The sequence below is a fragment of the Myxococcales bacterium genome, assembly GCA_012517325.1.
Taxonomy (GTDB): domain Bacteria; phylum Lernaellota; class Lernaellaia; order Lernaellales; family Lernaellaceae; genus JAAYVF01.
Genome location: JAAYVF010000108.1, coordinates 1 through 14,407 on the forward strand (window position 1 = coordinate 1; position 14,407 = coordinate 14,407).

Below are 14,407 nucleotides of genomic sequence, written 5' to 3' on the forward strand. Positions count from 1 at the left end.
GCAAAGATCCTGGTACACCCACATGCATACCGTTTCGTCTTCATTGCATTCAAGTTCAGCCCAATAATCATCATACCATAAATTATCCACCCATTCCATCGCGACCGGGCTCGATTGGGCGTCGTGGGCGAAATTTTTAAACAGGTCTCGCAATCCATAACCATCCGCTCCAGCACCATGGAACCCAAGAATTTCATGGATTCCATGAAAAACCGGCCGCCAAGTGTTGCTCCAACGATTGTCGTCTCCCGACATGCTGTGGCAATTGGTCAAATGTAGAAATTCAATGTCGTCACCGGCATTCTCACCAAGAACCATCTCATAACGAGGATAGATCTTGCATGTCGTTGCCCCATCAATTCCATTGTAAGAATTGATAACCCTCAAACAGATTTGGTTAACACCATCGTAACTACACTTCGTCCCATGTCCAGTAACGAAAACAAAGTCATCGATTTCCGCGAAATAATAATCCAATCCATAGCTTACGAGATCTGGATCCGTCACGATATTATGGAAAAATGAAGGATCATGCAGAGTGTAATTAATATCATGCCCATGTTCCACCATTTCATCATCATAGGTATAAAGTGTGCTGTACGATCCAAGAGAATCATTAGGACAATTCACACTGCTTGCATAGTCGTCATTATAATACATGGACAACGATCCGGCAATCGCGTCAGAACCATAATTACAGAATAACAAAGCAACCACCGCAACTAGAACTTGATAACAAACCGTTTTCATGGGTCATTTCTCCTTTTTCCCATCAACAAATTAAAAACCATTTGTATTAACATACACCTTCAAAAAAAAATGTCAAGAATATTTAATCGCAAATTTGTATCATTTTGTATCATTATTGTCGCCATAGTTTCCATTTTTTCCAATGACTTATCTTCTCCGTTGCGGGCCTTGAGGGGCAGAAAATAAAAATCGGTCGCTCTGCGAAAAAACTCGTTTAAAAGAGAAAAAATCGCCGGCCAAGGATCTTCACCGGAATGCGGAGATAAATCAGGGGAAAAAACGAGTCGCCGTTACAACAACCCCGCCACGGCCTTGGCGATGTCGGCGTGGCCCTTCGCGTTGGGATGCGGCCAGAGCATCCAGCTCAGCAGATAGTCGCCGGTCTTGTCGCCCCAACGTTTTTCCAGGTCGCAGATCGCCCCGTCGCAAACGGTCACCGCGCCGGCGACCAGGAAGTTGTAGCGGCTTTCCAGCGGCAGATGCGGATCGCCGGGCTGCACCGCCGACAATTTCGGATAGGTGACGAAAATCAACCGTGCGCCGAGTTCCTGCGCCGCGCCGGCGATTTTCATGAAATTCATCTGCGCCTGGGTGATGCCGATCCGGCGGTCGCGCGACGACTGGTCGTCCGGCGGATCGGGCGGGTACAGCCGCAGTCTGTAGCCTGCCAGCCGGCGCGCCAGCACGTGGCCCAACCGCCAGCGCGGCGGCCGGCAGAACCCCGCCTTGAACGGGTCGCCCGGCGGATACTTTTCGAGCAAGTCCTGCGGCGTCGCGTCCGTCGCGCCGATCATCACCACCGCCTGCCGCGACCGGTAGCGCACGAGTTGCCGCTTGAAAATCTTGGCGACATCCGTGCTCGTCTCGCCGACCGCGGCGGAGTTGACGACCCGCAGATTCGGATCGTGACGTTGCAGCAGTTGTTCGAGCACGGCCGGCCAGGCCTCCTTCCGCTCGACGCCCAGGCCGAAGGTCCAGCCGTCCCCGAAACAGACGACGTAGTTCGACTCGTCGTCGGGGCTGGTTTCCAGGTATTGGTTGCGCGGCTCGTAGCGGAAGGCCCCGTTGGGCGAACCGTCCGGGCACAGCGTTCCCGGCGGCACGCCGGCGCTCAGCAGGCGCAGCAGTCCGTCGATGGCGACCAACAGTAGCGCCACGCCCCCCAGCACCAGGCCGATGGTTTTGTATCGTTTCATGTCCCTCGGAACCGTAAATCCGGCCGCTAGGCTAACCGATGAACTAGGTAAAGAAAAGATACTCGAATGAAAACAACGGCTCGCGATCCACAAATTTTCAATAATTAGGCATAAAAAAAGGCCCCGAGGGGCCATGGAGATCACCGAAGCGTTTCTGTACTCTGTCCGTTCCGGCCGCATCGATTCCAGAGGCAAGGAAACCGTGACCTGGGCGGTTTCATTCGCCGAGGCGACCGACAATGACGGCACCCATCATGCTGTCACAGCGGCGACAAGAATTGCGGTTGCGCGCGATCGCCGATGTGCGGATACGAATTCTTGGATTGACAAACCGCCCGTCCGTGCAACATGCTTTCATCGATGTGGAATAAAAACGCCAGGATTATCACGGCCGTTTTCCTGATCGCGGCCGTTTTGCTCGCCCTCAGTCTGGTGTTTACGCACAACCATTATTCCGACCTCGGGCGCCGGTTCGATCCGAGTTGTCCCGTCTGCCAGATGCTGCTGGGATTCGTGCTGTTCCTGGCGATCTGTCCCACTTTTTCCCTCTTTCCGCGCTTTTTATCGGTTCTGCAACCGGTCTGCTTCGCCGTCGATCCCGACGACTTTTCCCGGCTCGGCAACCCGCGGGGTCCGCCGCTCGTCTGATTCCATCCGCACCGTTGTCCGCGATCCGAACGTCGGGGTTCTTCCCTGAATTTTCGCTCTCTGAGTCGGAAGGAAGCGATCGAAATGGCGAGCGAGGAAAACATCGTCGCGCGAAGCCGTAAAGTCCGGAATGCCGCCGTGCTGTCGGTCGGCGCGAACATTCTGCTGGTTTTGATCAAATACGGCCTGGCCACCCTCTCCGGCAGCCTGGCCCTGGTGGCCGACGCCTGGCATTCACTATCGGACATCATCGTGTCGATCCTGGTGCTGGTCGGCGTCTGGATCGGAAAAAAACAGTCGCGGCTGGCGGCGGTGCTCGAGAACCTGATCGCCCTGGCGATTTCAGCCCTGATCTTCGCGGCCGCCTACGTCCTGGTCGCGAAGAGTTTTCAGCCGCCGGCGGAGGAAGGGCTCCGACACGTGCCGATCGCCCTGGTCGGCGCCGTGGTCTGCGCCGCCATTTCCTGGCTGATCGGCCAGTACAAATCCATGGTCGGCGCCCGCGAGGATTCCTTGAGCCTGCGCGCCGATGGCAGTCATTCGATCATGGATTTTTATACCACGGTGGTGGTGATCGTCGGCTTGTTGGGTCAAATGATCGGCTTGCGGCTCGACGGGATCGCGGCATTGCTGGTCGTGCTCTTTGTCGCCGAGGTCGGCCTGGAAATCGCCGTCGCCGCCATCCGCGGCGTCATCCGGCGCGAAGGCTTTTCGCGCTCAGCCTTCAACCCGCTGAACCACCAATGGGTGGCCGGAGCGAGCCGGTGGATTCATCGCGGCGCGGCACGGTGCGGCTGGATCGACGAGCGACCGCTGCGGGTGATTCTGGGGCAATGGCTGAAAATTCACCGGAAACCGCTGACCCGACTCGCCTGGCTGCTGTTATTGCTCACCTACGGGCTTTCCGGCCTGTTTTTCGTCGCGCCGCAACAAACCGCGTTGGTGACGATCTTCGGCCGTGCCCTCCCACGGCCGGCCGCGCCGGGCATCCACTACGCGCCGCCGTGGCCGGTCGGCCGGGTATATAAGGTCGATACCTCGCTGATCCGCCGGATCGAGTTGGGTTTTCGATCCCGTCCGCTGCTTGGCGGCGAGGTCCGGGCGAATCGCTCTTCTTACGAGTGGCAAAGCTATCACAAGGCCGGCAATTATGAAAAAAAGATCGCCGAGGCGATTATGCTGACCGGCGATGAAAATCTTCTGGATCTCAACGTCGTGGTTCATTACGACGTTGCGAATCCGTTCGCTTTCACCTTCGGCTTCGCCAATCTCGACACCCTGCTGCTGGCCACCACCGAAACCGTGTTGCGCTCGATCGTCGCCGTGACGCCGATCGACGCCATTCTCACCGGCTCCCGCAAGGAATTGGCGGACCGGACATTCCGGTCGTTGCAGGAAATGCTGGACCGCTTCGGCTCCGGCGCGAGGATCATCGCGGTCGAATTGCAGGATGTACATCCGCCCGTCGAGGTCGTCGATGCGTTTCGCGAGGTGGCCAGCGCCAAGGAAGACATGGCGCTGATCGTCAATCAAGCCCACGCCGAGCGTAATCAGAACGTTCCCCTGGCGCGGGCGAACGCTTCGTCGTCCATCGTGCAGGCCGAGGCCTACCGTGATTCGAAGGCGGCCCGCGCGACCGGCGAAGCCGCGCACTTCGCCTCGCTGGCCGCCGGCGCGGCCGCCGCGCGCGATCTGACCTCCTTTCGCCTGTATGCCGATCGAATGGAAAAATCACTGGGGGGCAAGCGCAAGTTCATTATCAGCCCGACGCTGGCCCCCGGCACGCTCGACTTGCGCATTTTCGCGAACCGACAACCCACCAAACCCGCCGGCAAGCAACCGAAGGAAACGCCGGAAGGAGGAATGGGAGAATGAAACGTCGACTGTGGTCCGCCCTTCCCGTGGCGGTCGTTTTGCTGCTGTTGTCTAGCGCCTTGTTCATCGTCGATGAAACGGAACTGGTGATCGTCAGCCAATTCGGCAACCCGATTCGGGTCATCGACCATCCAGGCCTGCACCTGAAAGCGCCGGCGCCGATACACACCCTGCTCCGGTTCGACAAACGGCTTTCGATCTACAACGTCCGGCCGTCCGAGTTTCTGACCCAGGACAAGAAAAACATCGTGGTCGAATCCTTCATCGCCTGGCGGATCGCCGATGCCCGGAAATTTTTACAGACCGTGAAGGACCGCAACGGCGCGGAGGTCCGCTTGGGCGACATGGCCAATTCTGAACTGGGCAGCGCCTTGGGCACTTTGCCTTTGTCGGCCATCCTTTCCGTCGACCCGTCCACGGTGAAAATCGGCGAGGTCATGGACAAGGTTTCCGCGAATTGCGCGGACAAGGCGCGGGCGAATTACGGAATTCAAATCGCCGCGGTAACCCTGATGCGCCTGAATTTCCCGGAACAGAATAAGGATTCCGTTTACAACCGCATGCGCTCGGAGCGGGACCGCATCGCCAAGCAATACCGCGCCGAAGGCCAGGAAAAGGCCCAGGCGATCAAGGCCGAAACCGAAAAAGAGGTCGCGCAATTGCTCTCGGAAGCGTATAGCAAGGCCGAGGCGATCAAGGGCGAGGGCGACGCCGCCGCCGCGCGGATTTACGCCGCCGCCTATCGCCGGGATCCGGATTTCTACAAATTCCTGCGTACGCTGGATTCGTATACCAAGTTCCTGGACGAACAAACCACCCTGGTTTTATCGTCAGACGCGCAATTGCTGAAACTCCTGGAAAATGGAGAAGGCAAATGAACGAAACGACGGTCCGGTCCCTTTCCGTCCGCAAAACGGCGCGCACGGTACTCATGATCTGTGTGTTGCTCTGGCTGGTATCCGGCTTGTATATCGTCAAGGCCGACGAAGCGGGAGTGGTCCGGCGTTTCGGCCGCGTCCTACCGATCATCATGAAACCGGGTATTCACTATCATCTGCCCTACCCGTTGGAAAGCCTCGTCCGCCCGCGCACGACCGAGGTAAAAAGCATGCCGATCGGCTTTCCCGTCGCGCCTAAAGCCGACGGCGACTTCAAAACCTTGGAAAAATCACGCCAGGAAATCTACGGCGCGATGGAAGAGGTCGCGGTGAAAAGCGAAAATTTCTACCCGGCCCTGGCTTCCGACGAGCAATCGGAATATCTGACCGGCGACGAAAACATCATCCACGGCCGCCTGATTCTGCAATATTCCATTTCCGATCCGATCGCCTATCTGACCGCCGTCAGCGACATCGAAGCGCTGCTCCGCAACGTGACCGAAGCCGCGTTCATGGCGGAACTCGGAGCGACCTCGGTCGATGACGCGCTGACGAGCGGCAAGGTGGCCATCATCAATAACATCCGGCGGGCGATTCAGACCCGCCTGGACGAAATCGGCGCCGGTATCGCCGTCGTCGCGGTGGACCTGCGCGATCTCGTCCCGCCGCGGGAAGTGGAAAACGCCTTCAAGGACGTCTTCAGCGCCCGCGGCGACGCGGCGCGAATGATTCACGAGGCCGAAGGGGCCATGAACGAGGCCCTGCCGCAAGCGAGGGGCGAAGCCGAACGCACCGTGGCCTCCGCCGAGGCCTATCAACTGGAAGCGACCAACCATGCCACCGGCGACGCGGAACGGTTCAACCATCTGTTCGTCGAATACCACAAGAGTCCGGCGGAAACCCGCAAACGCCTTTACCTGGAAACGATGAGCCAGGTCTTCCCGCGGATGAAGAAGTATTTTCTCGGAACGAAAGCGGGAGAAAAATCGACCAAGGTGACACTCTTCATGGACGAATTACTGAAAAACGAGGGCAGATGACCCGGCTTTCGCCATAAAAAAAGGCCCCGAGGGGCCATGGAGATCACAGGAGCGTTTCTGCCCTGTCGGATTCTAGATGGGTGAGGAAAGTTGGGGGAGCCTTCCTCGGCTCGGAATATCCAGACGGACGGCTGAAAGAAGGTGGCTCATCCTCGCCGGAGAAGCGGCTTTGCCGAGCCGTTCCGGCCGTTTCGCCCGATCGAGAATGTTCGGTTGTTCGTTCATGGTTTTACCGCCACCGCATCCTTTCAACCCGGTAACGCTTCAGTCGGGAAGCGTCCGCGCCGTATGAATGCATGGACGGTGCCAAAAAGACCCGCAACTTTGTTTTGCCGAGCAAATTCAAGTCTTTAGGAAAAATCGGAGGGGCACGGCGCGTGGGCGACCGCTGCTGTGGTCTCAGAAATTCGAGGCTCCGGCGCTTAAAATTGAGCCCCCCGTCCGACCGTTCAGCGGTCCGCGACGGGGGGCGTCGTTCGTCGGTTTCAGTTCAAACGATCAGCAGCCGCAGCCGCTGTCATCATCGTCGTCGTCGTCGCCGCTGTCGTCGTCGCCGAAGGCGTCGTCGTCGGCGTTGTCGTCATCGGGGTTGCCGACGGTGTCGTCGTCCGCCGTGTCGTCATCGTCGCCGGCCGGGAACGGATCGTCGCCGCGGGTCATCTGCAACAGATAATCCCAGTTGGCGTTGTTGTTGTCCTCGGTGTTACTCAGCGGCGTGACCACCAAGTAAATCTTGTCGTAATCGGTGCCCAGTCCCGTGACGGTGAAGTCGGACTTCGCGCCTTTGCCGGGTTTGAGCAACTCGACCACCGGTTCGCCGCCGCCGGCCGGAATTTTAATCGCGGCCAGGATCCACTCGACGCCGCTCAAGGTGATGTCTTCGCCCTTGAAGCGGATATTCAGCTTCGGCGAGGCGGCGTCGCCCGGGCGCACCAGCAGGTTGTGCAGGCTGTTGATGTGCGGCCGGCTGCTGGCGTCCACCGAATCCTGCGAATAGGGGAACGTCGAAACCGTGCGGAACGAATCGAAGGACGGGAAACGGTCGCCGTCCTGGAAATCCTGAACCAGCACCCGGGCGGCGAAATCGAAGAACGTTTCGTCCCAGGCCTTGTCGATGCTGGCCAGGTAGCCGGCGTTGCCGAACAGGCAGGAGGTGCCGCGCGAGGAAGTCCAGATGTTGTGCAACGTTTCGAGGCCGTCGATCTTTTCGTACAGGTAGCGCGTCCAGATGACCCGCGCGTACGGCGCGTAGCCGCTGTCGCCGGTCAGCGCCTGCGAGGGATTATCGGCCCAGTCGTAGATGTAATAGATGTAGCTGTCGGTCGGATAGACGATGCTTTCGGCCCAGGTGGCCGATCCCTCGACGAACCAGGTGCCGTCGTAATCGAAGATGTAGTAGTTGACGCCGGTCATGCCGAGCGTGAATTGAATCGTGTGGAAGAACTCGTGCGCGCTGACTTCCTGGGTCACTTCCTCGCTGTAAAGCAGATCGGGATAAAACACGATGTACGGCTGGTAGGAACCCTCGTAGATGGTCGTGTACGCGCCCGAGAAACCGATGGTCGGCGCGCCGTCGCCGCTGTTGCCCACGTACATGTCGATGTAGTACTGGTCGGTCAGGTAGACGTTGGGATAGTCCCAGCTCACCACTTCCGTCGCCCAGACCTCGTTTTCGAGGATGTCGCCCCAGAACTCGATCATGCCCATGTCGGCGTTGTAATCGTCGCCCCACCGGATGGCGAAGCGATCGGTGTAGTAAACGTTCGGCAAAGCCACGCCGTTGGGATTGTCGGCGAGCCCGCTTTTCGCCGCGTCGGCCTCACCGCGCGGTTTGCCGGGCAGCAGCATTTTTTCGATCCGTTCGCGGGTCGCCGGTGAAACCTGATCCAACAGCTCGTGCAGGCGCAGCATCGCCGGAGTGCCGCAGAAGGGAGCCGCCGGCGCCACGCCGGATTCCTTCGCGAGGTTCCGGCCGGCGACGTGGTAACGGGCCGGCAGTTGCGCCGGATCCATCAGGGCTTCGGCCGTGTAGAGGGCGGCTTCGTCCAACGAGATATTGCGGGCGGATTGATCGGCTTCGATTTTTTCGAGTGAGGCGGCCGCGTCGTAGTCGAACGCATGGGCCAGGCCGGACATTCCGAGCAGCAGCAGGAGGGCTATCAACATCACCAGGGGTCGCGCGAGCTTCATCAAGGCATTCCTTTCAGGTATTTGATCGAAAGAACGGCGGGAGATCGCTGATCTCCGAAGCGCGTATTGTACTGATCGCCAGAGCGCTGTCAAATCAATAATGATTCCTGATAAGAAGATCAACCAAGGCGTTTGACTTTCATGCCGCAGTGCGTTACCGTCCGTACGCTTCATTTGCCGAAATATTCGAGGTATGAAAGAAATGCCGGATTCGAAGGCCTTGCCCGATCGCTTCTACCGCTGTCTGCAAGCCTTGCTCGACGAAGGATTGTTGCGCCGCTCGCAGGACGTGACGCTGAAAATGCTTTCCGCCCCGGAATCCATCGTCGTCGACACCGTCGGCACCCGCGGCCCGTTTTCGATGAGCGGCCTGGCCAAGGCCTGCGGCTCGCTGCCCAACACGATGACCGGCATCGTCGACCGGCTGGTGCGGCGCGGCGTGTTGCAGCGTTTGCTATCCGCCGAGGACCGCCGGCTGGTGCTGGTGTCCCTGACCGACCTGGGCCGGCAGTTGCAGGCCAACCATCAACAATTTTTGCACGAATACGCCGAACGCTTGTTAAAGCGGTTGGAACGAAACGAACAAAAAGATTTGGTGAACCTGTTGGAACGAGTCACCGTCTCCACCAGAGAATGAGAGAAAGTAAATGGGAACCCTGACCAAGATCGTCATCAAATGGCCCTGGTTGACCATCGTCTTCATCCTGGCCGTCAGCGTTTTCTTCGCGTTGCAGCTCAAACACGTGCGCATCGACAACGACGTGAAGGAATTCCTGCCGGAGACGCACATCGACAAGCAGCAATATTATCGCTCCCTCGAGACCTTCGGCGGCGAGTTCGTGGCCATCATCGGCATTTCGGCCGATCCCAAGGGCCCCTACAAAGACATTTTCAACCCGGCGGCCTTGCAAAAAACCCAGGAACTGACCACCTGGCTGGAAAACCTGGAGATCGAAGCGCCCTTCGAATACGCCATGTGGGTGAAAAACGAGGACGTCTCCAAGGTCGTCGGCGAGCGGCAGTACAACCAAAAATGCACTCCCGAAATGATTGAGCGGGTTCAAAAGTCCACCGCGCCCATCGAGTTGGACGGTTACACCAAGATCTGGTTGTGCAAAGACAAGAAAAAAATCACCCTCAACGACGTCGTCAGCCTGGCGACGATGAAGGTCATCTACGACAAAGAGCTGCCGCCCGCCCAGCCCGGCGCGGAGCCCGAACACATGCTGATGGTGGAGGACCTCTGGGAAACCCCGCCGCAAACGCAGGAAGAAGCGGACCACGCCCGTGAACGGATGAAGTCGTGGTCGCTCTACCAGAACAACGTCATCAGCCCGCCCGACCCGAAAACCGGCCTGGTCGCCTCGACGGCCATTTACGCCTTCATGCCGGAAGGCGTTTCCATCGAATACACGGAGGCCCTGCAAGCCGCGATCGATCAAAAAATGGCCGAAATCGGCAAACCCGGCGACGGTTTGGAATATCAGGTCGGCGGCATGCCGATGATCAGCGTCTGGTTGGGCCGTTATCTGCAAAAAGACCTGCGGTTGCTGATTCCCTTCGTCATGGGCGTCATTCTCGTCGTCTTGATCCTCAGCTTCCGCAACCCGCTGGGCGTGATTCTGCCGTTCATCACGGTCGTCCTGGGCACGATCTGGACCGTCGGCATGACCGTCATCGCCCACAAGCCGCTGACGATCATCACCAGCGCGATACCGACGCTGATGACGGCGATCGGCAGCGCTTACACCATTCACATCATCCACAGCTACCTGGCGACGCGGCACGCCGGCAAGGGCCGTCACGAGGCGATCGTCGAATCCATGGCCGAGGTCGGCATGGCCGTGGTCATGGCCGGCCTGACGACCGTTGGCGGCTTCTTCTCGCTGACGACCAGCAGTGTGCTGCCGATCAAGGACTTCGGCTATTTTTCCAGCTTCGGCACCTTCGCCTGCCTGTTGATCAGCCTGACCTTGGTGCCGGCGGTCCTGGTGAAGGTCGGCAAGGAAAAGGCCACGGCCGCGCCCGAACTGGAACGCGAGGAAACCCTGGCCAAGGGTCCGCTGGGACGGGCGCTGACCTGGCTGGCAAATTTCGTCATTCAACGGCGCAAGACGATGTTGGCCCTCTCCCTGGCGACGATCGCGATCTGCTTCGCGCTGGCCAGCCAGTTGCGCGTGACCAGCAACCTGGTGGAATACTTCCTGAAGGACAGCGAAATCCGCCAGGTCGACACCTACCTGCGCGAGAATTTCGGCGGCACCAACATTTTTTACGTGACCATCGACGGGGGCGAGAAGGATTTCTGGAAAGAGCCGGAGAACCTGCGCAAGCTCGATGCGCTGACGGCGCAAGTCGAGCAGTCGTTCCCGGGCCTGGTGGGTAAAACGATGTCGGTGAACGACTACGTCAAGAAAATGTGGATGGCTTTGCGTTTCAACGATCCGGCCGAATATCGCATTCCCGACTCCAAGCAAGGCGTCGCCGACTGTCTGTTCCTCTTCTCGCAGAAGAGCGACGCCCTGGACACCGTCATCGACTTCGACTTCCAACGCGTGCGCGTGGCGTTCAAGCTGCTTTCCGGCCAGACCGAAACGATGGGCCGGGTGAAGGCGGTCGTCGACGACTGGTTTGCCGTCAACTGGCCGGGAATGAAAGGGCATCCCGCGCCTCGCCCGCCCATCTGGGAATGGCTCGGCATTCAACTGGGTTTGCTCAATCAGGCGCCGACCGAGATCGGTGCGAAATATCGTTTCTCGGGCGAAAACTATCTGCGTTACCGGGTCGATCGGTTGATCGTCACCAGCCAGATGCGCTCGATTCTCTTCTCCGTCATCGTGGTCTTTTTCCTGGCGGCGATCATTTTCAGCAGCCTCGTCGGCGGCGCGCTCTCCGTCATGCCCACCATTCTGGCGGTGCTCGGCAATTTCGCGATCATGGGCATGTTAAAGATCCCGCTGGACGTCGGCACCGCGCTGGTTTCGGCGGGCGCGGTCGGCATGGGTATCGACTACGCCATCCACTACATCAACCGCTACCGGCTGGAACGGATCGCGGGAGAGAACGCCAAGAAAGCCGTCCGGCTGACCCATTTGACCAGCGGCAAGGCCATCGTCTTCAACGCGACGGCGGTCGCGTGCGGCTTCTTCGTGCTGATGTTCAGCAACTTCAACCCGATCATCCGCCTGGGCTTCCTGACCGGGTTGACGATGTTCACTTCCAGTCTGATCGCCTTGACGGTTTTGCCGCTGCTGCTTCTCTGGCTGCGGCCGCGGTTCATTCGCAAAGTGTCGAAAAACGACGAATCATCTGACAACGGGAAGGAGTAGAACCATGAAATCTCGCCTCTTGGCGCCGCTTGTCGCGCTGATCATCGCCGCCTGGATCGGTTCCGGCTGGGCGTTGACGGCCTTGGAAATCGCGAAAAAGTCGCTCGAACTGGATCGTTCGCCCACCAAGGTGACCACCTACAAGATGATCGTCACCAACAAGAAGGGGCAGACGCGCACCTACCGGTTCACCTCGCACGAAAAACAATACCCGGAAGGCTCGAAGAAGATCATCCGCTTCCTCGAACCGGCCGACGCCAAAGGCACCGGCCTGCTGTCGTTCGAACGCAAAACCGCCGACGACCTGCAATGGCTCTTTTTGCCCTCGCAGAAAAAGGCCCGCCAGCTCGCCGCCTCGAACAAGAGCGACGAATTCATGGGTTCCGACCTGTGGATGGAAGACATGGCGACGCAAACGGCCGAAAAGTTCAATCACGAGTTGCTGCAGCAGGTGATGCTCGACGGCGTCCAGTGCTACCTGGTCGAATCGAAACCGAAACCGGGCGTCAATTCGGCCTACAGCAAAACCCGGTCGTGGATCAACACCACGAACTTCGTTGCCCTGAAGATGGAATTGTACGACAAGAAGGGCGCGTTGATTAAAACGATCAACAACAAGAAGGCCGAGCAGATCAGCGGCTTCTGGACCATCACCAACGTCCAGGTCGTGACCCAGGACAAGGGCAAGGCGATGACCGAGGTGCAGATCGAGAAGCGCGAATACAACGTCGACATTCCCGATCGGTTCTTCACCCAACAGTACCTCGAGAGCTATTGATTTCATCTTTCGCGGGCGGGGCGCCGTCGCGGCGCCCCGCCCTTCGCCAAGGAGCCGTCGATGCGCCGCACCGTTTGGATCGCCCTCTTCGGATCTCTGCTGTTGCTCGGCGCCGCCGCGCCGGTTCGCGCCGAATTCAACGTCTCCGGTTCCGTCTCCAACCAGGCGCGCGTCCGGCTGCTGCAGGAAAGCATGCCGGAGGATTACGACTGGGACGTGACCATGCTGCTGACCACCGCGGATTTCATCCTGCGCGCCGCCGATGAAAACCGCATGGGCCGCCTCTACGCCGACCTGGACTTCCGGCACGATCCCACCGGCATTTTCGCCGACACGAACGATCTGGAATGGCGGCTGCGCGAAGCCTACGGCGGCTTTTACTCCGAATACGTTTCCTTCGAGGTCGGTAAAATCATTTACGTCTGGGGCCTGGCCGACGAGTACAACCCGACCGACCTGCTCAATCCGGACGATCTGCGTTGGATGTTCACCTTCGACAAGGCGCAGCGGAAAATCGGCGTGTACAGCGCTAACGTCACCCTGTCCTACGGCAATTTCAACTGGCAGACGGTCGTCGTGCCGGCCTTCGAGCCCAACCGCTTTCCGGCCAGCGACAGCCAATGGCAGCCCTGGCAGCTGGCGCTCATCGACGATTTGATCGGCGCCTTCCCCGATTACGTCGACTATCAGGCCGATCAACGGCCTGATCTGCGCGTCGGCAACGCCAACCTGGCGACGCGCTTTCGCGGCACCGTCGGGCCGGTCGATTTCACCGCGATGTACTTCGACGGCTACGACACCATGCCGATCTACGACATCGCCATCAACGCCGACGCCACGGCCTTTCTCGCCGGCCAGAAGCCGCTGCGCGTCGCCGAAAAGTACCAGCGCTACCAGGCCGCCGGCGGCGGCGCCGCGGTCACGGCCGGCAGCTTCGGCTTCCGGACCGAGGGCGCCTATTACACGCCGAAGCGCTACAACACCGCGATCGACGAAAGCCTGCTGCAAGTGGACAATGTGTTGCAGGGCTATCAGGCGATTCAGGGGCTGGTCGGCAACAAGTGGCTGACCGAGGCGCCGAGCTTTTCGGTGGTCGGCGGTTTCGATTGGCGCTCCGGCACGATGATTTACCTCAACCTGCAATACGTCCACCAGCAGATACTCGATTACCCCGACGACATCATTTACCAGCAATACGAAGGCATGGTCACCGGCAAGTTGCAGACCCACTGGCTGAACGACGATCTCGAGGCGGGTTGCGACGGCGCGTACAACGTGTATCACAACGATTGGTACGCCAAGCCCTACGTCGCCTACAACTTCACGGTCGATTTTCGCGGCGAGGTGGGAGCGCGGCTGTTCGGCGGCGATCCGGAAACGCTGTTCGGCGAATTCGACGACAACGATTTCGGCTACACCTATTTCCGCTACGCATTCTGATTTCCGCCGCGGATCTTCTTTGCATCCGTGCCCTTCGAGATAATTCGTTCCTCAGGGACACGGTTTTTTTACCGCAGCCGAGGAGGCCCTTGGTCGTCGCGAAGGGTGTGGAAATTGATCCGTGCCCTTCGAGACACTTCGTTCCTCAGATAATGGAAAGGACTGACCCCCGATGCATGTCTGTTAGACAAGCGGCATCATTGGGTGATTCACAACCTTACCCAACAGGAGGACAGTCCCATGGCTATCGTAACCTATTTGGGGATTGATTTACACGCGCGGA

The 14,407-nt window shown here is 58.9% G+C and carries 11 protein-coding genes; 8 read left to right on the top strand and 3 right to left on the bottom strand.

The annotated features are described in order from the left end of the window. Positions 1–750: hypothetical protein (locus tag GX444_18635; protein NLH50597.1), on the bottom strand; the 750-nt coding region annotated here is incomplete at its 3' end. Between the two features lie 290 nt (positions 751–1,040). After that, positions 1,041–1,946 (bottom strand): hypothetical protein, encoded by a 906-nt coding sequence (locus GX444_18640; protein ID NLH50598.1) that lies wholly within the window; start codon positions 1,944–1,946, stop codon positions 1,041–1,043. Between the two features lie 360 nt (positions 1,947–2,306). Here GX444_18640 and GX444_18645 point away from each other — a divergent pair, with 360 nt between their 5' ends. The 4 genes from GX444_18645 (at position 2,307) to hflK (GX444_18660) (ending at position 6,387) form a co-directional block, all read left to right on the top strand. Then, positions 2,307–2,594: a hypothetical protein gene (locus tag GX444_18645; GenBank protein NLH50599.1), complete on the top strand. Its 288-nt coding sequence runs from the start codon at positions 2,307–2,309 to the stop codon at positions 2,592–2,594. A gap of 84 nt (positions 2,595–2,678) precedes the next feature. Beyond that, a complete protein-coding gene (gene hflK, locus GX444_18650) occupies positions 2,679–4,469 on the top strand; it encodes an FtsH protease activity modulator HflK (GenBank protein ID NLH50600.1) in 1,791 nt (596 codons plus the stop codon). After that, positions 4,466–5,347 carry a protease modulator HflC gene (gene hflC / locus GX444_18655; protein ID NLH50601.1) on the top strand — a complete coding sequence of 294 codons (882 nt, stop codon included), beginning with the start codon at positions 4,466–4,468 and terminating at the stop codon, positions 5,345–5,347. The genes hflK (GX444_18650) and hflC overlap by 4 nt, the downstream gene beginning before the upstream one ends. After that, positions 5,344–6,387 (top strand): FtsH protease activity modulator HflK, encoded by a 1,044-nt coding sequence (gene hflK, locus GX444_18660; GenBank protein ID NLH50602.1) that lies wholly within the window; start codon positions 5,344–5,346, stop codon positions 6,385–6,387. The genes hflC and hflK (GX444_18660) overlap by 4 nt, the downstream gene beginning before the upstream one ends. Before the next feature lie 498 nt (positions 6,388–6,885). On the opposite strand, the gene GX444_18665 is transcribed toward hflK (GX444_18660), so the two are convergent. Then, complete coding sequence (locus GX444_18665) at positions 6,886–8,577, bottom strand: hypothetical protein (GenBank protein ID NLH50603.1); 1,692 nt, start codon at positions 8,575–8,577, stop codon at positions 6,886–6,888. 202 nt (positions 8,578–8,779) lie between these two features. On the opposite strand from GX444_18665, the gene GX444_18670 reads away from it, so the two are divergent. From GX444_18670 to GX444_18685, 4 genes are read left to right on the top strand one after another with little or no spacing between them, the layout of a single operon-like run. Then, the gene (locus tag GX444_18670; GenBank protein NLH50604.1) at positions 8,780–9,214 is read left to right on the top strand and encodes a MarR family transcriptional regulator; all 435 of its coding nucleotides are present in this window, start codon (positions 8,780–8,782) and stop codon (positions 9,212–9,214) included. Between the two features lie 10 nt (positions 9,215–9,224). Then, positions 9,225–11,906: an RND family transporter gene (locus GX444_18675; GenBank protein NLH50605.1), complete on the top strand. Its 2,682-nt coding sequence runs from the start codon at positions 9,225–9,227 to the stop codon at positions 11,904–11,906. A gap of 4 nt (positions 11,907–11,910) precedes the next feature. Continuing rightward, entirely contained in the window at positions 11,911–12,684 is a 774-nt protein-coding gene (locus GX444_18680; GenBank protein ID NLH50606.1) for an outer membrane lipoprotein-sorting protein, read from the top strand. Positions 12,685–12,744: 60 nt separating this feature from the next. After that, complete coding sequence (locus tag GX444_18685; protein NLH50607.1) at positions 12,745–14,124, top strand: hypothetical protein; 1,380 nt, start codon at positions 12,745–12,747, stop codon at positions 14,122–14,124. Positions 14,125–14,407 lie beyond the last annotated feature (283 nt).